This is a genomic window from Nonomuraea sp. NPDC049486 (genome assembly GCF_040676925.1).
GTDB lineage: Bacteria > Actinomycetota > Actinomycetes > Streptosporangiales > Streptosporangiaceae > Nonomuraea > Nonomuraea ferruginea.
This window is the reverse complement of record NZ_JBFAPV010000010.1, coordinates 291,749-317,707: the sequence shown is the minus strand read 5'-3', so window position 1 is coordinate 317,707 and position 25,959 is coordinate 291,749. Positions and strand designations below refer to the sequence as shown.

Sequence of the window (25,959 nt, the reverse complement as noted above, 5' to 3'; positions counted from 1 at the left end):
AGATTAGGGCGCAAGCCTGTCAAGCACCCACCCGGCCGGGCTACGGCGGTACCGGAGCCGGTCGTGCATCCGGTCCAGCCGCCCCTGCCAGAACTCCACCTCGCGCGGCGTCACCAGGAAACCGCCCCAGAAGTCGGGCACCGGCGGATCCTCCGGCCAGCGGCTCGCGAGCTCCTCGTAACGGGCGTCCAGGTCCTCCCGCGAGCGCACCACGGCGGACTGGCGCGAGGCCCACGCCCCGATGCGCGACCCGTACGGCCGGGAGGCGAAGTAGGCGGCCGACTCCTCCTGCGGCAGCCGCGTCACCGTGCCCTCCACGCGCACCTGGCGGCGGATCGGATGCCACGGGAACAGCAGCGAGGCCCACGGGTTCTCGGCCAGGTCGCGGCCCTTGCGGGACTCGTAGTTGGTGTAGAAGACGAACCCGCGCTGGTCGTACTCCTTGAGCAGGACGGTCCTGGCGCTCGGCCGGGCGCCCGCGGAGGCGGTGGCGAGCACCATGGCGTTCGGCTCCGGCAGGCCGGCGTCGAGTGCCTCCTGGAACCACGTGGTGAACTGGGCTATGGGATCGGCGGCGACAGCGGTCTCGAGCAGCGGTTCGCCCACGTACGAGCGGCGAAGCCCCGCCAGTGAGGGCGGTCGCGAGGTGGCATCCACGAGAAGGTATTCTTGCGCGCTTGGTGGAGAAGCCCATACTAGGCCCCCTACCTGCGGTTTCGGTCTATCGGCGGGTCCGGCGACCGGCCACGAGAGGGGAGAGGGTTAAATTGACCCGCCGGTATCTCGACATCAAGCAATTGCCGGAACATGGCAGGAAAGGGAGGCGGCCGACGTGTCCGACTTCAAACCCGGCCTCGAGGGCGTCGTAGCTTTCGAGACGGAGATCGCGGAACCGGACAAAGAAGGGGGCGCCCTTCGATACCGGGGCGTCGACATCGAAGAGCTGGTCGGCCGTGTCCCCTTCGGGCACGTTTGGGGCCTGCTGGTCGACAACAAGTTCCAACCGGGCCTCCCCCCGGCGGAGCCTTACCCCATTCCTGTTCACTCCGGCGACATCCGCGTAGACGTGCAGAGCGCGCTGGCCATGCTGGCCCCCGCCTACGGCTTCAAGCCGCTGCTCGACATCTCCGACGAGGAGGCGCGTGACCAGCTCGCCCGCGCCTCTGTGATGGCGCTGTCCTTCGTGGCCCAGTCGGCGCGCGGCCTCGGCCTGCCGATGGTGCCGGAGCAGCGCGTCGACGAGGCCAGGACCATCGTCGAGCGTTTCATGATCCGCTGGCGCGGTGAGCCCGACCCCAAGCACGTCAAGGCCATCGACGCCTATTGGACCTCCGCGGCCGAGCACGGCATGAACGCTTCCACGTTCACCGCCCGCGTCATCGCCTCCACCGGCGCCGACGTGGCGGCGGCGCTGTCCGGAGCGGTCGGCGCCATGTCCGGTCCGCTCCACGGCGGCGCTCCCGCCCGGGTGCTCCACATGATCGAAGGTGTGGAGCAGATGGGCGACGCCAAGAAGTACGTGCAGAGCGAGCTCGACAAGGGCCAGCGGCTGATGGGCTTCGGCCACCGCGTCTACCGCGCGGAGGACCCGCGCGCCAGGGTGCTGCGCCGCACGGCCAAGGAGCTGGACGCGCCGCGCTACGAGGTCGCGGCGGCCCTGGAGAAGGCGGCCCTGGAGGAACTGCACGCCCGCAAGCCCGACCGGGTGCTCGCCACCAACGTCGAGTACTGGGCCGCTGTGGTGCTCGACTTCGCCGAGGTTCCCTCGCACATGTTCACCTCGATGTTCACCTGCGCCCGCACGGCCGGCTGGGCCGCGCACGTCCTGGAGCAGAAGCGCACCGGCAGGCTGGTCCGCCCGAGCGCCAACTACACCGGCCCGACGTCCCGCCCGCTGTCCGACGTCCCCGGCGCCTCCGAGGTCGCCGGCACGATCTGACCTGATCACGACAACGGCCCGCCGGCCCCCGGCGGGCCGTTCTCGTACGGCCGTACGACCCGGGTGACCGGGCACTTTCACGCGCGCCGCGCCCGACGTCTCACAATCCGGACCCTGGACGAGCCAGTCCCCGCACGTCAGTAACCTGGTGAGGTGGCTGACATCGTGATTCCCGCTGACATCAAGCCCGCCGACGGCCGCTTCGGCTGCGGGCCCTCGAAGGTTCGTACCGAGCAGCTGGCCGCGCTCGCCTCGTCCGGCGCGAGCGTCATGGGCACCTCCCACCGCCAGAAGCCGGTCAAGAGCCTGGTCGGCCGCGTCCGCTCCGGCCTGGCCGACCTGTTCTCGCTGCCCGAGGGCTACCAGGTCGTGCTCGGCAACGGCGGCACCACCGCGTTCTGGGACATCGCCGCCTTCGGGCTCATCCGCGACCGGTCGCAGCACCTGTCGTTCGGCGAGTTCTCCTCGAAGTTCGCGACGGTCGCCAAGAAGGCGCCGTGGCTCTCCGACCCTTCGGTGATCAAGTCGGAGGTCGGCACCCACCCCGTGGCGGTCGCCGAGGACGGCGTCGACGTCTACGCGCTCACCCACAACGAGACCTCGACCGGCGTCGCCATGCCGATCGAGCGGGTCGGCGGTGACGACGCGCTGGTCCTGGTCGACGCCACCTCCGGCGCGGGCGGCCTGCCCGTCGACGTGTCCGAGACCGACGTCTACTACTTCGCCCCGCAGAAGAGCTTCGCCTCCGACGGCGGCCTGTGGATCGCGCTGATGTCGCCGCGCGCCCTGGCCCGCGTCGAGGAGATCGCGGCGAGCGGCCGGTTCGTGCCGGAGTTCTTCAGCCTGCCGGTGGCGATCGACAACTCGGCCAAGGACCAGACCTACAACACCCCGGCGGTGGCCACGCTGTTCCTGCTGGCCGACCAGCTCGACTGGATGAACGGCAACGGCGGCCTGGCCTGGACCACGGCCCGCACCGCCGACTCGGCGCAGCGGCTCTACACCTGGGCCGAGAAGTCGTCCTTCGCCACCCCGTTCGCCGCCCCGGAGTTCCGCTCCCAGGTGGTCGGCACGATCGACTTCTCCGACGACGTCGACGCGGCGGCGGTGGCCAAGGTGCTGCGCGCCAACGGCATCGTCGACACCGAGCCCTACCGCAAGCTCGGCCGCAACCAGCTGCGCATCGCGATGTTCCCGGCCATCGACCCGGCCGACGTCGAGGCGCTGACGGCCTGCGTCGACCACGTGGTCGGACGCCTCTGACCCGCCCCGGGGCCGTCCGCTAGCGGATGGCCCCGGCCGGCCGGCGCAGGACCCACGCGGCCACCAGGCCGCCGATGAGCCCGAACAGGTGGCCCTGCCAGGAGATGTACGGGTCGCTCGGCAGCACGCCGGCCAGGATCGACCAGTACGCGATGACCACGCCGATGCCGATGACGATGTCGAGCGCCCGCCGGTCGAACAACCCGCGCGCGACGACGTACCCGAAGTAGCCGAACACCAGCCCGCTGGCCCCCACCGTGACGGTGCCGGGGCCGCTGGCGAACCAGGTGCCGATGCCGCCGATGACGATGATCAGCAGGCTCGCCGCCAGAAACCTGCCGATGCCGCGCAGCCCCGCCAGGAACCCGAGCACGAGCAGCGGCAGCGAGTTGGCCATCAGGTGGCCGAACCCGCCGTGCAGGAACGGCGCCGTGAAGATGCCGACCAGCCCTTGCGGGTCCCAGCCCCTGATGCCGTAGGCGAGGTCGGGAGTGCCCGGCGTCAGGTAGTCGAAGATCTCGACGGCCCACATGACGCCCACGATCGCGAGCATCGTCAGCAGCGAAGCCAGGGCGCCAGAGAGCAGCGAGGCCAGCCCGCTCTTGGCTGACTCGAAACGCGGCCGCGAGTAGTCGCTCATGCCTCTCCCAGATGACGTCGTCCTTTTACCGTACGCAGGAACTACCGCAAGCGCGCATAAAAGAACCCCCTCCCGGTGTCCGGGAGGGGGCGCGGAGTCGGGTTATTCGCCCTTCCACCGGGGCGCGCGCTTCTCGGCGAAGGCCGCGGCGCCCTCCATGGCGTCCTTGGAGCCGAACACCGGCTGGACGATCGCCCCCTGCTTGCGGAACATCTCCTCCAGCGACCAGTCCTGCGACTCGATGACCACCCGCTTGGTCGCGGCCAGCGCGAGCGGCGCGTTCGCGGCGATCCTGCGGGCCAGCTCGATCGCCCCCGCCAGCGCCTCGCCCGGCTCGGTGACCCGGTTGACCAGGCCCAGCTCGTACAGGCGCGCGGCCGGGTAGTGGTCGCCGGTGAGCGCGATCTCCATGGCCACGTGGTACGGGATGCGCCGCGGCAGCCGCATGATGCCGCCCGCGCCGGCCACCAGGCCCCGCTTGGGCTCCGGCAGGCCGAACTTGGACTCCGAGGAGGCCACGATGAGGTCGCAGGACAGGGCCAGCTCGAAGCCGCCCGCCAGCGCGTACCCCTCGACGGCGGCCACGATCGGCTTCTTGGGCGGCGCCTCGGTCATGCCCCCGAACCCGCGTCCTTCCACGACGGGGAAGTCGCCGGACAGGAACCCCTTGAGGTCCATGCCCGCGCAGAACGTGCCGCCGGCGCCGGTCAGCACGTAGGCGGAGACCTCCGGGCGGGCGTCGAGCGCGTCCAGCGCCTCGGCGACGCCCCTGGCCACCGCCCCGTTGACCGCGTTGCGGGCCTTCGGACGGTTGATGGTGATCACGGCGACGCCGTCGGACTCCTCGACGAGCACTTCGTCAGACACGGGACCTCATTTACTTGGGCTGGAATCGGATGCCGCCGTCGAAGCGGATGACCTCGGCGTTCATGTAGTCGTTCTGGATCAGCGAGTGCACCAGGTGGGCGAACTCGTCGGCACGGCCCATGCGCTTGGGGAACACCACCGGCGCCACCAGCTTGGCCTTGAACTCGTCGGCGTTGGCCGAGAAGCCGTAGATGGGGGTGTCGATGATGCCCGGGCAGATCGTGTTCACCCGGATGCCCACGGCGGCCAGGTCGCGGGCGGCCGGGACGGTCATGCCGACGATGCCGCCCTTGGAGGCGCTGTAGGCGAGCTGCCCGGTCTGGCCCTCCAGCGCCGCCACCGAGGCGGTGTTGACGCACACGCCGCGCTGCCCGTCGGCGTCGACCGGCTCAGTCTTGGCGACGGCCGCCGCGCCGATGCGCATGAGGTTGAACGTGCCGATCAGGTTGACCTCGATGACCTTGCGGTAGGTGGCCGGGTTGTGCGGCTCGCCGTTGCGGTTGACGGTGCGCTCGGCCCAGCCGATGCCGGCGCTGTTGACCAGCACCCGGAGCGGCTTGCCGGTGGCGACCGCGGCGTCCACGGCGGCCTGCACCTGGGCGTCGTCCGACACGTCCGTCCTGGCGAAGACACCGCCGAGCTCGTCGGCGACGGCCTTGCCGCGCTCCTCGTTGAGGTCGGCGATGACCACGGTGGCGCCGGCGCGGGCCAGCTCGCGGGCCGTGGCCTCACCGAGGCCGCTGGCGCCGCCGGAAATGATTGCTGAGGATCCGTTCACGTCCATAGCACGGACCCTAACCCCCAACCGAATGAAGTTCTACTCGGGGTGGGGTCAAATTCCCCCCACGGCGCTGTCGACGTCGGAGTAGACCTTGATGCGCCGGTCGAGACCGGTGGTCCGCAGGATGCGCGCCACCGGGGCCTGGGGCGCCGCCAGCGACACCCCGCCGCCCTCGCCGGTGGCCAGCCGCCAGGCCTCGATCAGCACCGACAGGCCGCTGGAGTCCATGAACGAGAGCTGCTGGAGATCGAGGACGAGCCGGGCGCCGTCTTGCTTGATGGCATCACGTACCTCGTCACGGAGGACCGGCGCGGTGAACAGATCCAGCTCTCCCGCAACGGCCACCACCACGGCGTCACCGAGGGAATGTCGCGCAAGCCGCAGCTTCATTGGCCCCTCCTCGATGAGCCACTGTACTTCGACTTGCCCGGGTAGAGGGCACCCACAAACTACGATCAGCAGTATGAATGAGGACGAGACGGCGCTGGGCGTTCGCCTGCCGTCCGTCCGCCTGAGCCCGCTGCGCGCGGTGTTGCGGAGGATGGCCATCGCGCTGGCGATGCTGCTGGCCATGTTCGCGCTGGTCGCCATGGATCTCGACGGCTACCGCGACAACGTCGACGGCGACGTGTCGCTGCTCGACGCGCTCTACTACGTGACCGTCTCCATCTCCACGACCGGGTACGGCGACATCACCCCCGTCACCACGCCGGCCAGGGTCGTCAACATCGTGGCCGTGACGCCGCTGCGCATCGCCTTCCTGGTCGTGCTCGTGGGCACCACGCTGGAGGTGCTCACCCGGCGCACCAGGGACGCCATCCTGACCGAACGCTGGAGGGCCAGGTTGCAGGACCACACCGTGATCGTCGGCTACGGCACCAAGGGCCGGGCCGCCGCCCGCACGCTGCTCGACAACGGCAGTCCCAAGGAGTCCATCGTGGTCGTGGACCCGGACCCGGCGGTCGTGGACGAGGCCGCGTCCGACGGCTTCGCCGGCGTCCTGGGCGACGGCACCCGCAGCCACGTCCTGGGCCGCGCCCGGATCAGGACCGCGGGCCAGGTCATCATCGCCACCCGGCGCGACGACACCACCGCCCTGGTCACGCTCACCGCGCGCAGCCTCAACCCGGGGGCGACGATCGTGGCCGCGGTCCGCGAGGCGGAGAACGACCCGCTGGTCCGCCAGAGCGGCGCCGACGTGGTCATCACCTCGGCCGAGGCGGCCGGGCGGATGCTGGGCGTGGCCACGCAGAGCCCCGCGGTCAGCGCCCTGATCCAGGATCTGCTCACCTACGGCAAGGGCGTCGACCTGCGCGAGCGTCTCGTACGTCCCGAGGAGGTGGGCGGCCCGCCGGTCAAGGGCGAGGAGCTGCCCGTCGCGGTCGTCAGGGACGGCCGCATGTTCACCTACGCCGACCCGCGCGCCGCCGAGCTGCGCCAGGGCGACAAACTGGTGGTCATCCACGTTCCGCCGCAGCCGGGATAGCGAACCCGTAGGGCAGCTCCAGCCGGTGGCGGGCGAGCAGCTCGGCGTCGCCGAGCAGCTCCCGCGTCGGCCCGTCGGCCGCGACGACCCCGTCCGACAGGATCATCGCCCGCTCGCACAGCTCCAGCGCGTACGGCAGGTCGTGGGTGACCATGAGCACCGTCACGTCCAGGGAGCGCAGGATCTCCGCCAGCTCCCTGCGGGCCGCCGGATCCAGGTTGGACGAGGGCTCGTCGAGCACCAGGATCTCCGGCTCCATCGCCAGCACGGTCGCCACCGCCACCCGGCGGCGCTGGCCGAACGACAGGTGGTGCGGCGGGCGGTCGGCGACGTCGAGCATGCCGACCCGTTCCAGCGCGTTCTTGACCACGGCCGCGAGCTCCTCGCCGCGCACGCCCGCGTTGGCCGGGCCGAACGCCACGTCGTCGCGGACGGTGGGCATGAAGAGCTGGTCGTCGGGATCCTGGAAGACCAGGCCGACGCGCTGCCTGATCTCCTTGAGCGTGTCGCGGCGCACCGGGGTGCCGGCCACCGTCACGGTGCCGTGGCCGGGGGTGAGTATGCCGTTGAGATGCATGACGAGCGTGGTCTTGCCGGCGCCGTTGGGGCCGAGCAGCGCCACCCGCTCGCCGCGCCGGATAGCCAGGTCGACGCCGAACAGCGCCTGCGTCCCGTCGGGGTAGGCGTAGGCGAGCCGGCTGACTTCGAGCGAGTTCGGGATCATACGGCGAGTCCCAACAGGAGCACGGCCAGAGCCGCGAGCGGGAGAGCGAGCGCTGTCCCCCATTGTCGCGCGGTGGCCGACAAATCATGAATTATCGGCATCTGGCCTGAATATCCGCGGCTGAGCATGGCCAGGTGAACCCGCTCACCGCGCTCGTACGAACGGATGAACAGCGCCCCCGCCGAGCGCGCGATCACCGGCGCGTGCCGGAGGTCGCGCGCCTGGAAACCCCGCGACTCCCTGGCGACGCGCATCCGCCGCATCTCGTCCAGGATCACGTCCAGGTAGCGGAGCATGAACATGGCGATCTGCACCAGCAGGTCGGGCACCCGCAGCCGCCGGGCCCCCACCAGCACGTCACGCGGCTCGGTGGTGGACGCCAGCAGGATCGAGGCCGTGACCCCGAGCGTCGCCTTGGCCAGGATGTTCCAGGCCGCCCAGAGCCCGGGGACGCTCAGCGACAGCCCGAGCACCTCCGTCCGCTCCCCCAGCCCGATGACCGGGATGAGGAACGCGAACAGCACGAACGGCAGCTCGACGACCATGCGCCGCAGGATGTGCCCCGGCGGGATCCGGGCCACGGCCGCCACCGCGGCGAGCATGCCCGCGTACAGACCGAAGGCCCAGAACCACTCGCGCGGCGTGGCCACCATCACGATCGCGAACGCCAGGACGGCGAGCAGCTTGCACTGCGGCGGCAGCCGGTGGACCGGCGAGCCGCCCGGGAGATAGAGCCGGCGCCCCACGCCCATCGGTGCCCGCTCAGACCCTCTCGCCGGACGAGGCCCGGCCGCGCGCCCGTGCCGCGTAGGCGGTCACGCCCGCCACGATCAGCGTCAGCGCGACGCCGACGATGCCCGCGACGCCCACCGGGATGCCGCCCACCTCGCCGTAGTCGGCCAGCGCGAACCCGCCGAACACGTGGTCGGTCGCCTGCCCCAGGAAGCCCTGCTCCTCGGCGACCGACTCCAGCCCGTCAGGGTGCGGCGAGGCGAAGAACGACACGATCCCGGCCAGCAGCAGCGACACCCCCAGCCCGCCGAGCAGGAACGGCAGCCTTCCGACCCCGGCCGCGGGCTCCGGCGCGCGTCCGGTGACCGTGCTGGTCCCGTCGGCGCCGCGCAGCACCAGCGGCGCGGCCAGCTCGCGCGCCCCGTACACCAGGTCGGGACGGACGGACAGCACCGCGGCCACGGTCAGCGCGGTGATCAGGCCCTCGCCGACGCCGATCAGCACGTGCACGCCGGTCATCGCGGCGGCCACGGTCGCGAGGTCGATCGGCGCGGTGCCGCCGATCCAGAACAGCAGCGTGAACACCAGCGCGGAGGCGGGCACCGACAGCAGCGCCGCCGCGAAGGACGCCGCGGTCACGCCGCCCCGCCCCGGCACGACCCGCGTGACCAGCCGGAACACGCCCCAGCCGACCAGCACCGTGACCAGGCCCATCAGGATGATGTTGACCCCCAGCGCGGTCAGCCCGCCGTCGGCGAAGAACAGCGCCTGCACCAGCAGGACCACGGCTATGGCGAGCACCCCGGTGAAGGGTCCGGCCAGGATGGCCGCCAGCGCCCCGCCCAGCAGGTGGCCGCTGGTGCCGCCGGCGACCGGGAAGTTCAGCATCTGGACGGCGAAGACGAAGGCGGCGACCAGCCCGGCCATCGGGGCCGTCCGGTCGTCGAGCTCCCGGCGGGCGCCGCGCAGGCAGACCGCCACTCCGGCCGCCGCGACCACGCCCGCGGAGACGGACACCGCGGCGGTGAAAAAGCCATCGGGTACGTGCACGACGAGCCTCCAAGCAGAGGGGCCGGACACCCCCCACTTTAGGTCATCGATGTGCAGTTGCATATGGATTGCATTAGCGCATGATTCTTTTCAGGAGCGCCCGCGCGGACAGCCGCCGCACGACCGCGCTGAGCCGCCCCCTGTTCGAGGTCGCGTACGGGCGCGCGACGCACGGCTCGGTGCCCAGCAGCCAGCGACGGGGCCCGGCGACCGACTCCGCGCCGGCCTCGATCCTGAACCTGGCGGGCGGCCCGCCCAGGTCGAGCTCCAGATAGGCGTCCCAGACCCCGGGGCCGAACCGCCCCACCGCCGGCCTGGCCACGAAGCCGCCGCCCGCCAGCCCGACCACCCGGTCGGCCCGCTCGCTCCCGCTGCCGCGCTCGCGCCACACCAGCCGCCGCACGGCCTCGGGCGGCGGCGCGGCCCCGGCCACCGCGATCTCGCCGTCGAGCACCAGCCGCCGCCCGAGCGACCAGCGGGTGCCGACCAGGCGCGCGCTGCCGGGCACGCCGACCGCGTGCCCGCCGACGTCCAGGCTGAGGTTGTCGTGATCGCGGGTGAAGTACGGCAGCACGGCGACCTCGCCGACCAGCCGGGCAGGCGGGCGGGCCAGGGCGGTGTCGCGGTCGGCGCCCAGCCTGGCCGAGCGGGTCACCCCGGCCAGCTCGACCGACACGCGCAGGTCCCAGATGCCCGAATCCAGCAGCGCCGGGTCGACCCTGGCGACCCACCGGCCGCCGGACCGGACGGCCGGCACGACCAGCTCCCGCCGGGGTTCGTGCCGGGTGCGCAGCACCAGCGCGACGCCGTCGGGCTCGGCGCATCCCGTCAGCGCGGCCTCGCAGGCCACCACCAGCGTCCGGCCGTCCCAGCACAGCCCGGTCAGCCGGCGCTCGACGGGCGCCGCCTCGATGACGGCCAGCAGGGCCAGCCGCTCCACGTCGCCGAGCGCGGCCAGCCGCTGCCGGTCGGCGCTCCCCAGCCGCTCGCGCACGCCGTCCGTGAGCCACCGGTCGCACAGGGCGGCCACCGCCACGGCGACGTCCTTGCGCTTGACCTCGTCGGCCTCCAGGAAGGGCCGGCCGAGCTGGGCGAGGATGTCGAGCTTGAAGTGGCGGGCCAGCAGGTGGTCGCGGAGCGGGCCGGGCGGGACGTGGTCGGTCATGAGCCGGATCGGCTCGTGGATCATGGCTAGCCAGGCGAGCGGGTCGCGGCTGGCGGGACGCTGCATGACGCTGCTGCCGTCGGGCCTGGCGACCAGGTGGTAGCAGTCGTGGTCGGCGACCACCGAGATCGTCCCGGCGTGGCAGTAGGCGTGCACGGTGAAGTAGATGTCCTCGCCGACGAACACGCCCTCGCGGAACCGGATGCGGTGGCGCTCCAGCATGTCCCGGCGGAACAGCTTGAAACAGCTCAGGCTGTTGTAGACGGCGCTCTCGCCCAGCTCGGCCCGATCGGCGTTGCGCTGGAACATCGACTCCGGGACCCGCCGCCCGTGTCCGACGATCTTGCCGAGCACGATGTCGGCGCCGTTCCTGTCGGCCGCGGACAGCATGTGCTCCAGCGCCCCGGGCCCGAGGTAGTCGTCGGCGTCGCAGAAGAAGACGTAGCGGCCGGTCGCGTGGCCGAGGCCGACGTTGCGCGGCCGTCCGGCGCCGCCGGAGCTCTCCACCTGGACCACCTTGACCGTGCCCCGGTGGTGGGCGGCGTAGAGGCCGAGCAGCTCGGCGGTGCCGTCGGTGGAGCCGTCGTCGACGACCACGATCTCCTTGGCGACCCGCTGGACGAGCACGGACGTGAGGCACCGGTCGAGATAGGGCCGGCAGTCGCGGGCCGGGATCACGATGCTGACGTCGACCGGAACTTCGCCGCCGACCTCCATGGAAACCTCCCGCGGGTCGTCACCGTGTGCTCCTGACCGGTATCAGTATGTGACCATCGCGCGGCGCGGGTGGGTGGATTCGGCGGTCTTCATGCCTTCCTTTTGCAGAGTGCGCCTATTCCGACACATTCTGAGAATTGTGCAGGTAAGGTCACCGATTACGGCATATAACCCGCACCGAATCAGCTTCAGGGACGCAGTTATCCCCCGCGGGAGAAGAGAACTTCCCCGGAGGAGCAGTGCCGTACCTCCAGGTCCTCCCGGATGATCGGCGGGGCCCGAGCGCGCGTCTACAGTGAGGCAATCTTGACGTGGAGGTGGCGGGGATGGGATCGGATCTGCGCAGGCGGACGGCAGGCAAGGGGTCGATCGTGCACACAGCGGAATTCATCGTCTCCTCGGCAAGGCTGACGGAGCTCCACGAATGCTCGGCGCTGCTCCGCCACACCCGGCAACGGGCGGAGGAGATCGTGGACGAGGCGCGCACGCTGCTGTCGGAAGCCGAGCAGGCGGGCGACGGCGAGCGGGTGCTGGAGCTGACCGTGCAGCTCGACCAGGCGCGCCGCTCCTACTGCCAGGTGCTGAACGCGTACATGGTCATCAGCCGCCGGATCACCACCGAGCGCCAGGCGATCCTCCAGGCGCAGATGGAAGCCGACCGGCACGCCGGCCTCACCGGTGTGGCCTGATTTTCTTGTGAACTTTTCTGGGATGAGAGACGTCAAAAGGACATAACGGCTAGCCGCCGCATGAACGGGCTCCAGCTCCCCGGTGTCCTCTCCCGGGGAGCTGGAGTAGGGGGCGCTTTCATGCCTCGACGCGGGGCAGGTCGGGGCGGGCGGCCTCTTGCAGACGCTCGACGAGCTGACCCTGCTGCTCCGGGGTGAGGCGCACGGGCCAGACCGCGGGCAGCATCAGCACGTCGCCGTTGGAGAGGCCGACGAACTCGACGGGGAATGACGGGGAGGAGATCACAGTGCTGACATTCTGGCACGTCATCGGGCTCCGCGAGCTGGGTTCGCATCCTGGTACTCCCGGAGATCTTGCAGGTCAGGGCGACATTTACCGACTTATGGGGTCTTGCTCCGCGCTCTGAAGGCCGCCGTCTTCACCCGGTTCTGGCACGCCGTGGAACAGAACCGCCGGGTCCCGTTGCGCGAGACGTCCACGTACACCCGATCGCAGTGCGGCGCGGTGCAGACTCCGAGCCGGTCGTGGAACTCGCTGCCGAGCACGTGCGCGAGCCCGGTGGCGCAGCTCGCGGCCCAGTCGCCCGCGAGGGTGCCGCCGGGGCCGTGGTAGTGCAGGTGCCACGGCTCGCCGTCGTGCCGCATCAGCATCGGCCGCGCGCCGGTCTCCGCCAGCAGGGCATTGATCCGCTCCGCGGCGGCGTCGACGTCGCCGGCCGCCACGGCCTCGAACACCGCGCGCAGCCGCTGCGCGACCTCGGCCAGCTCCGACCCCTCGGCCTCGGTGACCGGCTTGTGGCCCGGATAGCCCGTACGCAGGCCCTCGGTCGCGGCCTCGGCCAGACCGGCGGGCGGCGGGGCCGGCCGCCCGCGCCGCTCGCCCGGCGTGAGGCTGTTGACCAGCCCCACCGCCACGCGGATCACCGCATCGCCGTGACTGTTGAAGTCCACTTGACCAGTTACGCCCTTACGTTCTAGTTTGTAACTGCCCAAAGCTTACAAGACAGTCACAAGGGGGATCGTCGTGTTGGACCACGATGCCGCACTCGCCTGGATGGCGCGCTGGGATCGCCAGCAGGAGGGCTACCTGCCCGACCGCGAGGAGCGCTTCACCGCGATGATCGACGCCGTCGAGGCGCTGGGCCGCCCCGACCCGCTGGTCGTCGACCTCGGCTGCGGCCCCGGCTCGCTGGCGGCCCGCCTGGTCGAGCGTCTGCCCGGCGCGCGGGTGGTCGGCGTGGACGCCGACCCGCTGCTGCTCGGCCTCGGCCGGGCCGCCTACCCGCACCTCACCCTCGTCTCCGCCGACCTGCGCAAGCCCGGCTGGACGGCCGCGCTCGGCCTGGACGGCCCCGCCGACGCCGCGGTCAGCACGACCGCCCTGCACTGGATCGACCCGGAAGAGCTGAAGGCGATGTACGCGGACGTCGCGTCCATCCTGCGCCCGGGCGGCCTGCTGCTCAACGGCGACCACCTCGACACCGACGACGCCACCCCCGCGCTGGCCGCCCTGGAGCGCGCCGTGCACGACAAGCAGACCGCCCGCGTCTTCGGCGACGACCTGCCGGAGGACTGGCGCACCTGGTGGGACGCCGTGGCCGCCGACCCCGCCCTGGCGGAGCTGAACACCGCCCGCACCACCGCCGGGGCCGACCACCGCGGCTCGGAGTCCCACCTGCTGTCCCACCACGCCGACGCCCTGCGCGCGGCCGGCTTCGCCGAGGTCGGCACCCTCTGGCAGCGCGGCCACAACCGCCTGCTCTGCGCGGTGCGTTAACCTCTCGGAAGTCCGCACGGCCGGGGCCGGGTCCGATCCCGGCCTCGTGGAGCTCACTCTGTGACACCCACGGAAGGACGCACATGCTGCCCTGGTCACCCGATTTCGCCGGCCGGATGGACCACGCCGTCATCGACAGCCCGGCGCTGCGCGGCAACCCGCTCGGCGACCCGCACGAACGACCGATCTGGGTCTACCTGCCTCCGGGGTACGACGACGACACCGACAGGCGCTACCCGTCCGTCTACGTGATCCAGGGCTACACCGGCCAGCTCACGATGTGGGCCGGCCGGACCCCGTTCCGCCGGCCGTACCCGGAGATGGCGGACGCCATGTTCGCGCGCGGCGAGGCGCCGCCCGCGATCGTCGTGTACGTGGACGCGTGGACGTCCGTCGGCGGCAGCCAGTATCTGGACTCGCCCGGCACCGGCCGCTACCACACCTACCTGTGCGAGGACGTGGTCGGCTGGGTCGACGCCCGCTACCGCACGATCCCCGCACGCGACGCGCGGGCCATCACCGGCAAGTCCAGCGGCGGCTACGGCGCCATGGTCAACGCCATGCTGCGGCCCGACGTGTTCGGCGCGCTCGCCACCCACGCGGGCGACGCCCTGTTCGAGGCCGCCCACCAGCCAACGTTCCCGGCCCGCGCCCGCGATCTGCGCGACCTGTACGAGGGCTCGTACGACCGGTTCCTCGCCGACTTCCGCGGCCGGATCCCCGGCACCAGGAGCAGCGACATGCAGCTCATGGAGATCTACGCGTACGCGAGCGCCTACTCGGCGGACGACGACGGCACGGTGCGCATCCCGTTCGACGCCAACGGCGCGCTCGTCCCCGAGGTGTGGGAGCGCTGGCTGGCCCTGGACCCGGTACGGATGGCGCGGCGCCCCGAGTACGCCGAGGCGCTGCGCTCGATGCGGGCCGTCTGGATCGACGCGGGCACCCGCGACGAGTGGTACCTGGACCTGGGCGCGACCGCCTTCCGCGAGGCGGTGGCGGCGGCGGGGGTGCCCGACGACCGGGTGCGCTTCGAGCTGTTCGACGCCGGCCACATGGCCATCGAGTACCGCTACCCGCTCGCCCTCGCCTGGCTGTGTCACCGTCTGACCGGATTCTCCGGATAGCGCTTCTCGGTGACGAGCAGCCGGATCACCTGCTCGTCACCGTGATGGACCACGTCCGCCGCCCAGACCACGTAGTCGTCCTCGTACGCCGACTGCTCGTACGCGTACACGACGAAGCCCTCCGGGGCGTCGGGGTCGGGCCGGATGACGTTGACCATCACGGGCAGCCCGTGCTTCCTCAGCTCACGATCGAGTTCGGCCACTGTCTTCCCCTCGACCCGCACGCCCTCCAGCGGCCCGCCCTTCCCGGTCGCCGGCTTCCCGGGATCGAGCTCGACCCGCCTGTCGTCGGGGACGAGCTCGCACGGAGCGACCGGATCGCGCATGAGGATGGTGCTGGTGCTGCTGGCACCGCGCGGGTTTACGGTCATCGTCCACACGAAGGTCTGGCCGGGCTCGAACCGCTTGGTGTCGATCCGCATCTGCCAGCCCTCGCGCTCGCCCGGGATGGTGGTCGGCGCGTGATACAGCCCTGGGGGGACCTGCTCGACGACCTCCGCCCGCGGCTCCCGGCACATCATCCCGTACGGGACATAGTCCACGATGGCCGGCACCCCGAGCTCGTGCAGCTGCTCGGTCAGGCCGCCGGTGTCCCGGAAGTCCCGGACCACCACGTCCACGACGCCGTCGGAGCCCATGGTGACGGCGTACGCGGGGTCGCCGCCGCCCGCCGTCATCACCGCGACACCGCCGGCCGTCATCATGGTCACCGCGGCGGCCGCCGCCAGCAGGAGACGTGGGCGTGGCCGCCGCCTCGCCCGCGCCGCCACGTACTCCTTGAGCTCGGCGAGCCGCCGCTCCTCGAAACCGGCGAGTGGTGCGCTCATCATGATCCTTCCATGCTCGTGGCGAGATCGGGGAGGGTGGCGTCCCTGAGCAGGCGGCGCGCGCGATGCAGCCGGACCCGCGCCGTGCCGAGCCGGATGCCCAGCGCGGCGGCGGCGTCGGCCACCGGGATCCCGTCGGCGTCCACCAGCTCGGCGATGGCCCGCAGGCTCTTCGGCAGGGCCGCGATGGCCGCCACCAGCGGGCGCGCGGCCCGCTCCGCGTCGATCCGCTCCTCCAGCCTGGCGATGTCGTCGGCGCCCAGGTCCCTCCGGCCCGCCGCCCGCCCTGTCTTGTGCAGCTCGCGCGCGGCCCTGCGCTGCTCGATCGCCACCACGTTCCTGGCGATCCCGAACAGCCAGGCCACCTCGCTGCCCCGCTCCGGCCGGTAGCTGCCCGCCGTGTCGATCGCCGCCAGGAAGACCTCGGTCGTCACGTCGTCCACCGTGTGCGGATCCGTGACTCTCCTGGCCACGAACCGGCTGACGGACTCGGCGTGTCTTCGGTAGAAGACCTCGAACGCGGCCGGATCACGCGCGATCCGCCGGAGGTCATCGGTAGTGCCTGCCATCCAGGTGCGCCTTCTTGTCGGGGTTTTCCCCTTCTTGTGCATGAGGGCCGCCCGGCATTACATCGGGATTTCCGAAACCGCGTAATCCACAGCGGTGCACCCACTCCTCTCTAGTGAACGAGAGGAGTTCTCATGAGCAGGAACAGACTGACGCTCGCGTTGTCACTCATAGCCACGGTGGCCGCGAGCGTCCTGGTCGGGACGGCGCCGGTCGCGTCCGCGACCACGCAGGCGGCGCCCAAGGCCGCCACGCCCGGGTTCGCCTGCGACGCCACGGACGCCGCGGGGAAGGGATGGGTGCTTCCGGTCTACGCCCACCAGCCGGGCCAGAGCCAGTACGCCACCGAGCTCGCATCGGTCGAGCGGACGCTGTGGGAGACCGACCAGACCTTCGACGCGAGCGCCCGCCGGTTCGGAGGCTCGCTGCGGATCAGGTACGTCCAGGACGGCGACTGCCGTCCGATCGTGGCCCAGATCCCCTTCGTGAAGGGCCGCAACCGGGCCGAGCTGGGCACGGCGTTCTCGGAGAACCTCGCCGGCCAGCCCGCGCGGGTGCGTGAGCTCGTGGCGACCAAGCGGGTGAAGCTCATGTTCTTCGTCCGCGACAACGAGATCACCAACTCCTGCACGGGCGGCGGCGCGGACGCCGGGCTCAGCACCGGCGGCGTCATCCTGCCGCGCTGGTGCTGGAGCGAGGCCGGGTTCACCCACGAGATGATCCACGGCTTCGGGCTCGGCCACTGCAACGTGGACGGCACGTCCGCAGGCAACGGCGACGACCCGGTCTGCCGCAACATGGGCAGCAGGCCCGAGTGCACCGCCGACACCGCGTCCAACTACCACCTCGACTCGTGCCGTACGGACAAGTTCCGCTACTTCGAGCCCACCAGGGCCTCGCAGCCGGCCGGGGAGCCGCTGGCCGAGAACAGGAACGTCGCGTTCAGCCCGTACCTGATCAAGGATCAGCCGACCCCGGCGGCGGACTTCCGGATGCGCGTCGTGGAGAGCGGGCTGTGCCTCGACGGCGGCGCCCAGCAGGTGACGCAGGCGGAGTGCTCGAACAGTGACAAGCAGGTCTGGCGGCGGAGCATCGACACCCAGGGCTACCTGACGATCCGCAACGCCGGAACCGGCCGGTGCCTGCAGCTCACCGCCAAGGACAAGGACGCCGTCCCGGTGATCACCGCGCCGTGCGTGGCGAAGCAGAAGTCGCAGCAGTGGATCCCGGACGCCGACCAGGACAAGACCAACTTCTTCAACCGCTCCGGCGGGAAGTCCGGCGCGAAGCTCACCGTCCAGGGCGTGAAGGACGGCGCCGGAGCGAAGGTGGTCCGCGGCGGCGGCACCCAGATGGTGGCCGAGTACCTGCGCACCGGCTCCTCGCCCGCCCCGGCCCCGACCAAGACGGCCGCCCCGGCCCCGGCCCCGACCGCGACCAAGAGCGCGACCGCGAACCCCACCCCTCGCCCGACGCGGACGTCGCTGCCGGTGTCGCGCAACATCCGCATCGAGAGCGCGTCGGGTCGCTGCCTGACCTCCTTCCGTACGAACGTGCGCCTGGGCTCGTGCCGGGCGGCGAACTGGCGGCTGGTGCCGACCACCGGCGAGGCCGTGCAGATCCGTAACCAGGGCCGTTGCCTGACCCTCGGCTCGGCCCGCAGGGGCCTGCGCTCGGTCGTCCTGACCAGGTGCGGCAAGACGAGCACGAGGCAGCAGTGGGTGGTTGAAACCCAGCAGAACGGGACCATTACCCTGAAGATCGCCGCCACCAGGGCCACCCGGCTCGTCGGCGCCGGGCACACCCGCGTGCACGCCAAGACCGCGCACCCGAGCAGGTCGCTCACGTTCACGATCAGGTAAGTGGAAGATTCGCAGCGCGAGGACGCGGCCCTGACCAAGCTGGTCAGGGCCGGAGACAGCCGTGCCGTGGCCGAGCTGTACGAGCGGCACCACGCCGCCGTCCTCGCCTTCGCCCGCCGCCTGTGCCAGGACCCGCACATCGCCGAGGACCTGGCCAGCGAGGCGTTCACCCGCACCCTGCGAACCGTCCGCGGCGGCGAGGCCGGCCCGTCCGGCGCGTGGCGCCCCTACCTGTACGCGGTCGCCCGCAACACCGCGGCCGAATGGGCGCGCACCGATCAGCGGCGGGTCCTCACCCCCGAGTTCCGGGACGACGAGCTGACCGTGGCCGAGCCCGAGCCGCCCGACGATCTCGTCACCCGCGCGTACCGGTCGCTGCCGCCGCGCTGGCAGACCGTGCTGTGGCACACCGTGATCGAGGACGAGCGGCCCGAGCAGGTCGCGGAGATCCTCGGCACCACCCCCGGCAACGTGGGCGTGCTCGCCTTCCGCGCCCGCGAGGGCCTGCGCAAGGCGTACCTGGCCGCCCACGTCGCGGGTGCCTCGGGCGACTGCCGCAAGTACGCCGACCCGCTGGCGGCGGCCGTACGCAAGAAGAGCGGCCGCCTCCCCCGGGCCCTGCGCGCGCACCTCGACTCCTGCCCGAACTGCGCGCGTGCGCACAGCCGGTTGCTCGACCTCAACGCCACGCTGCGGGCCGCGCTGCCCATCGCACTGCTGCCGTTCGCCGTGGAAGGGCTGGGCAAGGCCGCCGCCTCGAAGAGCGCCTCCATGGGGATGCTGGGGTGGGCGATCCCGGCGACGGCGGCGACCGTGATCACCGCCGCGATCGTCTTCACCCTGCCACCGGAGCCCTCACCCCCGCCCGCGGCCGCCCCGCCCACCTCCTCCACTCCCACTCCCACGCGCTCGCCCTCCGGCTCCCCCTCTGCCTCGCCCTCCGGCTCCCCTTCGCCTTCGCCCTCGCCTTCGTCCTCGCTTTCGCCTTCACCTTCGCCTTCACCTTCGAAGACCCGTAAGCCCACCCCGGCAGCGGTCGCCGACACCCGGATCAGCTACGCGGGCCGGTGCGTCGGCACGAAAGGGACCCAGGTCGCGGCACTGAGCTGCACCGACCCGGGGACAGCCTGGCGGGTCAAGGGCGACGCGTCCCGGTTCCAGCTCGTCAACGCCGTGACCGGGCGATGCCTGACAGCCGGCGCCAAGTACGACACGGTCTCCTTCAACGGCGGCGGCATCCGTACCGTCCAGCTCACCCCCTGCTCGGCCGCCCCGGCCCAGCGCTGGAACAGACCCACCTTCAGCGACGGCGTGCCCCGCCTGGTCAACGTCTCCACCGGCATGGCCCTGTCGATCGGCAAGGAGTTCGGCGGCAAGCGCCCCCCCACCGCGTTCATCCTCTACGGCGCCTACACCGACTCCGCCGACCAGCGCATCACCCTGGTGTGATCAGGGATTGCCCCTCTGCCAGGTGCCGAAGGGAGGGGCGGGCCTGTCCATGAACTCCTTCAGCTGCTTCACCTTGTCGACGCAGTCGGGGCAGACGTACGCCTCGACCGCTCTCGCGGTCGCCTCCGGCGTCGGCTCACGGAAGGCGCCTGACACCGTCATGCCCAGCGGCAGGCGGGTCTCGGGATCCATCATGACCGTCATGACCTGCGCGGGAACGAAGCTGAAGGTGCGCTTGCACATGTGGCATCCGCCGATCGTCCTGATCTGCTCGTCCGCCATGGGCTCCCCACCTCCAACCGCACCGTACAACGTCGCTCTTACTGGCGCACCCGCCCGGCGATCTGCCGCGCGCACTCCAACGACTCGCTATGCGTGGTGTCCACCACCAGGTCGTAGACCACGCCCTCGTGAACCACCTCAGCCTGCAACGCGGCCATCCCCTCGGTCCGGTCACCCCGGGCGATCTCGCGCCCCGCGGCGACCTCGCTGTCGCACCGCACACCGACCCACAGCACGTCCAGCCCGGCGAGAGCCTTCTCCCACCGCTGCTGGGACCCCGCCCCGCCGAGGAACACGTCATCCACGACGATCCGGGCACCCGCGCGGGCCATCGCCGCGATCCCCGCGGTCCACGCCTCGTCCAGCGCCCGGAACTCCGGCCCCACGATCACCTGGCCGTCGGGAGCGAACTCGATCCCCTCCTCCGACGCCCGCATGGCCGCGGGCATCGCGTCGACCAGGTCGTCCACCGAGAAAGCGAGCCAAGGATCCGGCAGCACCGCCTGCAAGCACCGGGCGATCCCGGACTTGCCCGAACTGGAGCCACCGTTCAGCACGATCACCTGAGTTGTCACCGCGCCACCCTAGAGGCCCGCCCCGCACGCCCCAACCGGTTTTCCCGTTCCCCCACTGGCGAGGGAGCCGCCTCCCTCGCACGGGGGAGGGCGCCGGACCTCGTCCCCGGAAAGCTCGTACCCATGAGCACCACACCTGCGACCTACCAGCCCGCATTGTCCGCACCCCCCAGCCGGCTCACCATCTGGGCCGGCCGAAGCATGATCATGATCGCCGTGGCGCACACCGCCGTCTTCGCCCTCCTCGCCCCCTGGTCCAGCTGGCTCGCCGGAGACCTCCGCGACGGGGTCGCCGACGCCGACTCCCTGGCGATCTTCTGGGCACTGCCGGGCGGATTCGTCGTGGTCCTCGCCCTGCTGGGACTCCTGGTGGCACGGTTGGGACGGCAGGGACAACACGTACCCGGATATGTCGGCTGGGCGAGCCTCGCCTGGGGAGCCCTGGCCGTCACCCTGATCGGACCGAGCGGTTTCCTGCTCACGGCCGTCCCCGCCGGCCTGCTCATCACGGCGAACCTCACCGCCAGGCGGTAGGGCCGGCCCTACCGCAAGACGGGGGTGCGCGGCAATGCGGCCGCGGCCGGCGACCGGGACTCTGGCCATGAATCCGTCGCCCCCCAGGAGGTTCCGTGTCCACGGTCCTTGGTACGCCCCTTCGCCGGGTGATGCAGTGGCATCGACCGCTGATGCTGATGGTCGCCTCGATGCTGCTTCTGCTGGTCGTCTCGACGATCGGGCTCGTGCTCGACGACCGGGTGCTTCTCGGCGCCCCCGTCTGGCTCAAGCCGTTCAAGTTCGCCGTGTCGATGGCCGTCTACGGAACCACCCTGGCCTGGATGCTGTCCCTGCCTCACCGGGGCAGGAAGTGGACCTCCGGCCTGGCCACCGTCTTCGCCGTCACCGGGTTCGTCGACACCGTCATCGTCGCCGTCCAGGCCGCCCGCGGTACCTTCAGCCACTTCCACAAGTCCACCGCACCGGCCGAGAAGATCATGCTGGTCGTCTTCGGCAATGCCGTGCTCCTCATCATGCTGGCCAACCTCGCGCTCGCGATCATCCTGGCCTTCCAGCGCGTCCACGCCGACCGCGCCATGAGCCGGGCGATCCACACAGGCCTGGCCCTGGCCGTCGCCGGCATGGCCCTGGGCTTCCTCATCCCCATCCAGGGCAAGGCGGAGACCGCCCTGACCACCAGCGGCCAGCGGGTATCCCTGAGCAGCGGTCACAGCGTGGGCGTCCCCGACGGCGGCCCCGGCCTTCCCCTGACGCAGTGGAGCACCACCGGCGGCGACCTGCGGGTCCCTCATTTCGTCGGCATGCACGGCCTGCAGGTCATGCTGATCGCCGCTCTGCTCCTGGCGGCACTGGCGGCTCGCTATCCCCGCTTACGCGACGACCGGACCCGCACCCGCCTGATCGCCGTGCTCGCCACGAGCTACACCGGCCTGATCGCCCTGGTCACCTGGCAGGCCCTACGCGCCCAGCCCCTGATCCACCCCGACGCCCTGACCCTGACCGCCGCCGCCCTCCTGGCAGCGCTCACCGCCCTGGCCACCGCCACGGTCCTGGCAACGCGGCCAGGCCCTGATCGGAGGATCTAACACCGGAGCCAACGTGAAGTCCGTCTTCGCAGGACATCAGCTCATAGCAGTCGTCTTTGCACGACATCGGCGATGACGGCGTTCACGACCTTGCCGACTTCCTCAGGCTCCGGCGGGACCCCCTCCCGGCCGGCGAACAACATGTGCCCGGCCCCGATCAGGGAAAGCGCCAGCGCCTCCACATCGGCGTCCGCCGCGATGCGGCCCAGTTCGCACTCCTCGTTCAGGTAGGCGGCGATCATGGCTGCAGCATCCGTCAAGACCGGAACACCGGGAGCCGAACGGGCCTGACGCAGCCGGGCACGCAACTCGTCCCGGAAGATGACGAGAGCGACGATCGCCACGGCGACCGAGTCGAACAGGTCGACAAGCGCCCCGGTCAGGTTGCCGGCGACGTCGCCGGTCCCGGCGGAGCCGCGAAGGGCGTCGGCCTGGCTCTCGAGCCGGGCGATGCGGTCCCGCACGAGTTCGGCGAGGAAGGCGTCGAAGTCCTCGAAGTGCCGGTGCAGGACGCCCTTGGCGACGCCCGCCTCCGCCGTGACCGCCCGGCTGGTCAGGTCGTTCGCCCCGTCCCGGAGCAGGACGCGTTCGGCGGCGTCGAACAACTGCTGCCGCACATCCCGGAGGGCCACTCCAGTCGGCATCGCCCGTTCCTCCTTCTTACCCGCCTCCGCCCGCCCTTCGCTCACCGCGAACCGTGCGCGGGTTGATGAGTGGGCATGCGCCCACTATTGTGGGCACATGCCCACTCTAGCGCAGGAGCAACCAGAGCCTCCGCGGAACGAGCCCCATAAGGCCAGGCAGATGGCGGAGTCGTTCGGGGTCGACACCGAACGCTACGACCGGGCCCGGCCCGACTATCCCGACGCCCTGGTGCAGCGAATCATCACCGCCAGCCCTGGCCCCGACATCGTCGACGTCGGCTGCGGCACCGGCATAGAAGCCCGCCAGTTCCTGGCGGCCGGGTGCAAGGTGCTGGGTGTCGAGCCGGACGTCCGGATGGCCGAGTTCGCCCGCCGCACCGGGGTCGAGGTCGAGACGGCGACGTTCGAGGACTGGGACGCCGCCGGTCGCACCTTCGACGCGGTGGTCGCCGGGCAGTCCTGGCACTGGGTGGACCCCGTCGCGGGCCCGGCCAAGGCGGCGCAGGTGCTGCGTCCCGGCGGCCTGCTGGCGGTGTTCGCGCACGCGTACGACCCGCCGCCCTTCGTCGCGGAGGCGTTCGCCACCGTCTTCCAGAAGGTGGCGCCCGACTCGCCGCTCAGCGCCGGATCGCCGAGGCCGGCCCAGGACATCTACCAGGCGATGTTCGCCACGTTCGCCGACGGCATCCGCAAGACGGCCGGGTTCGGCGAGCCGGAGCAGTGGCGATTCGACTGGGAGCAGTACTACAGCCGCGACGATTGGCTCGACCTGCTGCCCACCACCGGCGCGCTCACCCGACTCCCGCCAGACAAGCTGGCCGAGGTGCTGGAGGGCGTCGGGGCCGCCATCGACGCGATCGGTGGCAGCTTCACCATGGCCTATACCACGATGGCGATCACCGCATCACTGAACACCTGAGTCGCCCACCACTCGGAGGACGCGTGGGCCGGGAGCGGCACACGCGACCCCGGTGGCTCCCAAGACTGAGCTGGAACGCCACTCCTCAGCCGGTGTAATTCTCGTACTCCCACTCTCCGATCCGGGCGATCTTCTCTGCCAGCTCACCCCATGTAGGGGCCTCCAGTGCGGCAGTGCGATCGCTCAGCCACTCGGTCACCTTGTCGGGATGAAGTTCGGCAACGAAGAGCCAGTGCCGACCGATGAGAAAGGGGCGATGACGGAGTTGCTCTGTGAGGGCCGAAGGGGTGCAGACGGTGAGTTGAAATCGCTCCTCGCCCAGCTCACCCTGAGGACCGACATACATTTCCAGGAGTTCGCAGGCATGGGCCGGATCGTCCATCCTCCGCCCCGCCTCAAGATCTACCCAACGAAACTCTCCTAGCCGTACTCTCACAGTCCCATGATCGCCTAACAAGTGGGCCGTCACCTTGGGAGTAGCAGGGATCTTGACTCAAATAGGCGTTGACCTACGGCTGAGGAACGAAGCACGGATCGTCGACGTCAGGAGGCCTTCCAGGTCACGGGCTCGGCTCCGTCGGCGGTGGAGGAGAAGGTGACGGCGACGGGCTTGTCGCCCTTGCTGACGAGGTAGACGCCGCACTGCCGGACACTCTTGCCGGGCTGAACCATGCCGTAGGGCACGGATGATTCGCAGCCCTTGGGGCCGTTGCTGCCGATCGCGATGAGGGTGAGCGGGCGCAGGGTCTGGCCGCTCGCGGTGCGCAGGAAGACCGCCCTGTCCATGCTCGGGTACAGCTTGGAGGTGCCGTTGTTGCGGTACTGGAGCGTGACGAAGTACGCCGTGGCGGCCTTCTGCCTGGCGTTCAGGTTGTAATCGGCGAGCGCGTCGGGGCCGGCCTTGCGCACGCTCTTCGGCGTGACGGTCAGCGGCACCTCCTTGTCTCGCGCGTCCTTCCACGTCACCTCGGCCGGCTTGTCCGAGGGCAGCACGCTGCTGCCGGTGTCGCCGCCCTCGACCTTCCACATCTGGATGCCGGAGTCGTCGCTGTAGGAGACGGTGGCGGGCTGGGTGTCCTTGGGAAGCATCACGACCCGGCACTCGGTCGCCGCCTGGCCTGCTGCCAAGGCACTCGGAGCCTTCGTGCCGTTGCACGTCTCCAGCGGGCCGCTGCCGGGCGAGGCCAGGGGGTTGCTGCTGAAGAACGAGACGCGCTCGCCGGCGGTACCATCCGCGAGCGCCAGACGGAAGTTGTTGACCACCTGAGCGCTCTTGACCTCACCAGATCCGGTGTTGGTGATCGACACAGTGAGGTAGTGCGGCACCATCCCACGTACGTCGTCGTCGAGCCGCACGTCCTTGAGGTCTTCGGCCGAGCCGAGCTCGAGCAGGGTCGGGTGGAGCGTCAGCTCGTGCGCCTTCTTGCCGCGGTCGGTGTAGTGCGCTCGCCGCGGTGCGGTGTCGAGTGTCAGCGGCGTAGCCGTGGACGCGGCCTGCTGGTCCGCCTCCGGCTTGTCACCGCTGACGTTCTTGCTGGTATCGGAGCCTCCGCAGCCGGTCAGGAGCAAAGCGAGAACGCCCGCCCCGGCGATGGTACTGACCCGTCGGCTGACGCGCTGCACTGCGACTCCCGTCGTTTCCGTGGTCCTCTGCAACCCCCGTTAGGTCGGGGACCACCCTAATACTCCGGCGACAGTTCGCGATCATAGGGCTGGATTTGCGCTGGTAGTGGCACTGTCGAGCAGCCCTCCCAGCTCGGTACGGCCCTTTTCCTATTCTCCTGGCCACGCGGCCAGGATCTCGATACCGATCACCCGGCCGCTCTCGTCCAGGTCGAAGTTCACCATGGGACTGTCCACCGTGACCGTCCGCGCCACGCCACCGGGCGCGATCGTACCCCGCAGGTAGATGTACGCGGCCTCCGCCTGGGGATCGTAGGTCCACGTACCGGAATGCCCTTCCAGGGTCACGGAGTCTCCTGTTAGCAAGATCGCGAGAATTGTCCTGACAAACACAAAGCCCCTGAACCGGAGACACCAGTTCAGAGGCTTCGTTGTGAAGAGCCGACGTGGGGAATCGAACCCCAAACCTTCTGTTTACAAGGTCCCCAAAGGATCTTCACTGGCGTTCGCAGACGTCCGCCACCTCGTCTGGCGGCATCCTCACCGTTCGCCTCTGTCCGCTGCAGTTCGTGATCGTCCACTTGGGTGGCTCCCAAAGTGGCTCCCAGAAACCTCGGTGGATCACCTGCTTGCCAACCGGTCTGATCTTCGAT

Annotated in this window: 30 protein-coding genes; 11 read left to right on the top strand and 19 right to left on the bottom strand. The window is 70.8% G+C overall.

The window, feature by feature from the left end:
- Positions 1–3 precede the first annotated feature (3 nt).
- The gene (gene pdxH, locus AB0K05_RS28745) at positions 4–657 is read right to left on the bottom strand and encodes a pyridoxamine 5'-phosphate oxidase (protein ID WP_148036730.1); all 654 of its coding nucleotides are present in this window, start codon (positions 655–657) and stop codon (positions 4–6) included.
- 175 nt (positions 658–832) lie between these two features.
- Between pdxH and AB0K05_RS28740 the strand changes: the two genes are divergently transcribed.
- Entirely contained in the window at positions 833–1,939 is a 1,107-nt protein-coding gene (locus AB0K05_RS28740; protein ID WP_219546191.1) for a citrate synthase 2, read from the top strand.
- A 153-nt stretch (positions 1,940–2,092) separates the two neighbouring features.
- On the top strand, positions 2,093–3,202 hold the full coding sequence (gene serC, locus AB0K05_RS28735) for a phosphoserine transaminase (RefSeq protein ID WP_364233116.1): 1,110 nt from the start codon (positions 2,093–2,095) through the stop codon (positions 3,200–3,202).
- Positions 3,203–3,221: 19 nt separating this feature from the next.
- On the opposite strand, the gene AB0K05_RS28730 is transcribed toward serC, so the two are convergent.
- From AB0K05_RS28730 to AB0K05_RS28715, 4 genes are all read right to left on the bottom strand, one after another.
- Positions 3,222–3,842 (bottom strand): rhomboid family intramembrane serine protease, encoded by a 621-nt coding sequence (locus AB0K05_RS28730; protein WP_364233114.1) that lies wholly within the window; start codon positions 3,840–3,842, stop codon positions 3,222–3,224.
- A 102-nt stretch (positions 3,843–3,944) separates the two neighbouring features.
- On the bottom strand, positions 3,945–4,709 hold the full coding sequence (locus AB0K05_RS28725; RefSeq protein ID WP_364233112.1) for a crotonase/enoyl-CoA hydratase family protein: 765 nt from the start codon (positions 4,707–4,709) through the stop codon (positions 3,945–3,947).
- Between the two features lie 10 nt (positions 4,710–4,719).
- A complete protein-coding gene (locus AB0K05_RS28720; RefSeq protein WP_148036725.1) occupies positions 4,720–5,493 on the bottom strand; it encodes an SDR family NAD(P)-dependent oxidoreductase in 774 nt (257 codons plus the stop codon).
- 48 nt (positions 5,494–5,541) lie between these two features.
- Positions 5,542–5,880: an STAS domain-containing protein gene (locus tag AB0K05_RS28715; protein WP_148036724.1), complete on the bottom strand. Its 339-nt coding sequence runs from the start codon at positions 5,878–5,880 to the stop codon at positions 5,542–5,544.
- A 73-nt stretch (positions 5,881–5,953) separates the two neighbouring features.
- Between AB0K05_RS28715 and AB0K05_RS28710 the strand changes: the two genes are divergently transcribed.
- Positions 5,954–6,976: a potassium channel family protein gene (locus AB0K05_RS28710; RefSeq protein ID WP_364233109.1), complete on the top strand. Its 1,023-nt coding sequence runs from the start codon at positions 5,954–5,956 to the stop codon at positions 6,974–6,976.
- Here the strand turns inward: AB0K05_RS28710 and AB0K05_RS28705 are convergent.
- The 4 genes from AB0K05_RS28705 to AB0K05_RS28690 form a co-directional block, all read right to left on the bottom strand.
- The gene (locus AB0K05_RS28705; protein ID WP_364233107.1) at positions 6,948–7,700 is read right to left on the bottom strand and encodes an ABC transporter ATP-binding protein; all 753 of its coding nucleotides are present in this window, start codon (positions 7,698–7,700) and stop codon (positions 6,948–6,950) included. The two genes, AB0K05_RS28710 and AB0K05_RS28705, sit on opposite strands and share 29 nt — an antisense overlap.
- Positions 7,697–8,452, bottom strand: a complete 756-nt coding sequence (cbiQ, locus tag AB0K05_RS28700) for a cobalt ECF transporter T component CbiQ (protein WP_364233104.1) — start codon at positions 8,450–8,452, stop codon at positions 7,697–7,699. Before cbiQ ends, AB0K05_RS28705 begins: the two co-directional genes overlap by 4 nt.
- Positions 8,453–8,462: 10 nt before the next feature.
- Positions 8,463–9,482 carry an energy-coupling factor ABC transporter permease gene (locus tag AB0K05_RS28695; protein WP_271278943.1) on the bottom strand — a complete coding sequence of 340 codons (1,020 nt, stop codon included), beginning with the start codon at positions 9,480–9,482 and terminating at the stop codon, positions 8,463–8,465.
- A gap of 73 nt (positions 9,483–9,555) precedes the next feature.
- The gene (locus AB0K05_RS28690) at positions 9,556–11,364 is read right to left on the bottom strand and encodes a glycosyltransferase family 2 protein (protein ID WP_345483095.1); all 1,809 of its coding nucleotides are present in this window, start codon (positions 11,362–11,364) and stop codon (positions 9,556–9,558) included.
- 371 nt (positions 11,365–11,735) lie between these two features.
- On the opposite strand from AB0K05_RS28690, the gene AB0K05_RS28685 reads away from it, so the two are divergent.
- Positions 11,736–12,053, top strand: a complete 318-nt coding sequence (locus tag AB0K05_RS28685; protein ID WP_148036718.1) for a hypothetical protein — start codon at positions 11,736–11,738, stop codon at positions 12,051–12,053.
- 118 nt (positions 12,054–12,171) lie between these two features.
- On the opposite strand, the gene AB0K05_RS28680 is transcribed toward AB0K05_RS28685, so the two are convergent.
- Both AB0K05_RS28680 and AB0K05_RS28675 read right to left on the bottom strand, forming a co-directional pair.
- Positions 12,172–12,339, bottom strand: a complete 168-nt coding sequence (locus tag AB0K05_RS28680; RefSeq protein ID WP_219546184.1) for a hypothetical protein — start codon at positions 12,337–12,339, stop codon at positions 12,172–12,174.
- A gap of 95 nt (positions 12,340–12,434) precedes the next feature.
- Positions 12,435–13,004, bottom strand: a complete 570-nt coding sequence (locus AB0K05_RS28675) for a CGNR zinc finger domain-containing protein (protein ID WP_148036716.1) — start codon at positions 13,002–13,004, stop codon at positions 12,435–12,437.
- Between the two features lie 73 nt (positions 13,005–13,077).
- Here AB0K05_RS28675 and AB0K05_RS28670 point away from each other — a divergent pair, with 73 nt between their 5' ends.
- Positions 13,078–13,830 carry a class I SAM-dependent methyltransferase gene (locus AB0K05_RS28670; protein ID WP_271280041.1) on the top strand — a complete coding sequence of 251 codons (753 nt, stop codon included), beginning with the start codon at positions 13,078–13,080 and terminating at the stop codon, positions 13,828–13,830.
- An 83-nt stretch (positions 13,831–13,913) separates the two neighbouring features.
- Entirely contained in the window at positions 13,914–14,957 is a 1,044-nt protein-coding gene (locus AB0K05_RS28665) for an alpha/beta hydrolase-fold protein (protein ID WP_271280040.1), read from the top strand.
- Here the strand turns inward: AB0K05_RS28665 and AB0K05_RS28660 are convergent.
- The gene (locus AB0K05_RS28660; RefSeq protein ID WP_364233098.1) at positions 14,930–15,787 is read right to left on the bottom strand and encodes a hypothetical protein; all 858 of its coding nucleotides are present in this window, start codon (positions 15,785–15,787) and stop codon (positions 14,930–14,932) included. The two genes, AB0K05_RS28665 and AB0K05_RS28660, sit on opposite strands and share 28 nt — an antisense overlap.
- The gene (locus AB0K05_RS28655) at positions 15,784–16,353 is read right to left on the bottom strand and encodes a sigma-70 family RNA polymerase sigma factor (RefSeq protein ID WP_364233096.1); all 570 of its coding nucleotides are present in this window, start codon (positions 16,351–16,353) and stop codon (positions 15,784–15,786) included. Before AB0K05_RS28655 ends, AB0K05_RS28660 begins: the two co-directional genes overlap by 4 nt.
- A gap of 132 nt (positions 16,354–16,485) precedes the next feature.
- On the opposite strand from AB0K05_RS28655, the gene AB0K05_RS28650 reads away from it, so the two are divergent.
- Positions 16,486–18,213, top strand: coding sequence for a ricin-type beta-trefoil lectin domain protein (locus tag AB0K05_RS28650; protein ID WP_364233093.1), 1,728 nt, complete (start codon positions 16,486–16,488; stop codon positions 18,211–18,213).
- On the top strand, positions 18,214–19,662 hold the full coding sequence (locus AB0K05_RS28645; RefSeq protein ID WP_364233090.1) for a sigma-70 family RNA polymerase sigma factor: 1,449 nt from the start codon (positions 18,214–18,216) through the stop codon (positions 19,660–19,662).
- On the opposite strand, the gene AB0K05_RS28640 is transcribed toward AB0K05_RS28645, so the two are convergent.
- Together AB0K05_RS28640 and cpt are read right to left on the bottom strand one after the other, a co-directional pair.
- Positions 19,663–19,944, bottom strand: a complete 282-nt coding sequence (locus AB0K05_RS28640; RefSeq protein ID WP_219546179.1) for a hypothetical protein — start codon at positions 19,942–19,944, stop codon at positions 19,663–19,665.
- 38 nt (positions 19,945–19,982) lie between these two features.
- The gene (gene cpt, locus AB0K05_RS28635; RefSeq protein WP_271280035.1) at positions 19,983–20,519 is read right to left on the bottom strand and encodes a chloramphenicol phosphotransferase CPT; all 537 of its coding nucleotides are present in this window, start codon (positions 20,517–20,519) and stop codon (positions 19,983–19,985) included.
- 123 nt (positions 20,520–20,642) lie between these two features.
- Here cpt and AB0K05_RS28630 point away from each other — a divergent pair, with 123 nt between their 5' ends.
- Positions 20,643–21,053: a DUF6463 family protein gene (locus tag AB0K05_RS28630; protein ID WP_345483093.1), complete on the top strand. Its 411-nt coding sequence runs from the start codon at positions 20,643–20,645 to the stop codon at positions 21,051–21,053.
- Between the two features lie 170 nt (positions 21,054–21,223).
- Positions 21,224–22,120 carry a hypothetical protein gene (locus tag AB0K05_RS28625; protein ID WP_271280418.1) on the top strand — a complete coding sequence of 299 codons (897 nt, stop codon included), beginning with the start codon at positions 21,224–21,226 and terminating at the stop codon, positions 22,118–22,120.
- 41 nt (positions 22,121–22,161) lie between these two features.
- On the opposite strand, the gene AB0K05_RS28620 is transcribed toward AB0K05_RS28625, so the two are convergent.
- Complete coding sequence (locus AB0K05_RS28620) at positions 22,162–22,764, bottom strand: TetR/AcrR family transcriptional regulator (protein ID WP_364233086.1); 603 nt, start codon at positions 22,762–22,764, stop codon at positions 22,162–22,164.
- 97 nt (positions 22,765–22,861) lie between these two features.
- On the opposite strand from AB0K05_RS28620, the gene AB0K05_RS28615 reads away from it, so the two are divergent.
- Positions 22,862–23,683 carry a class I SAM-dependent methyltransferase gene (locus tag AB0K05_RS28615; RefSeq protein WP_364233084.1) on the top strand — a complete coding sequence of 274 codons (822 nt, stop codon included), beginning with the start codon at positions 22,862–22,864 and terminating at the stop codon, positions 23,681–23,683.
- Positions 23,684–23,768: 85 nt separating this feature from the next.
- On the opposite strand, the gene AB0K05_RS28610 is transcribed toward AB0K05_RS28615, so the two are convergent.
- The 3 genes from AB0K05_RS28610 to AB0K05_RS28600 form a co-directional block, all read right to left on the bottom strand.
- On the bottom strand, positions 23,769–24,065 hold the full coding sequence (locus tag AB0K05_RS28610; RefSeq protein WP_364233081.1) for an Imm8 family immunity protein: 297 nt from the start codon (positions 24,063–24,065) through the stop codon (positions 23,769–23,771).
- Positions 24,066–24,226: 161 nt separating this feature from the next.
- The gene (locus AB0K05_RS28605) at positions 24,227–25,306 is read right to left on the bottom strand and encodes a hypothetical protein (protein WP_364233079.1); all 1,080 of its coding nucleotides are present in this window, start codon (positions 25,304–25,306) and stop codon (positions 24,227–24,229) included.
- 150 nt (positions 25,307–25,456) lie between these two features.
- Complete coding sequence (locus AB0K05_RS28600; protein ID WP_364233076.1) at positions 25,457–25,654, bottom strand: DUF2283 domain-containing protein; 198 nt, start codon at positions 25,652–25,654, stop codon at positions 25,457–25,459.
- Between the last annotated feature and the right edge of the window lie 305 nt (positions 25,655–25,959).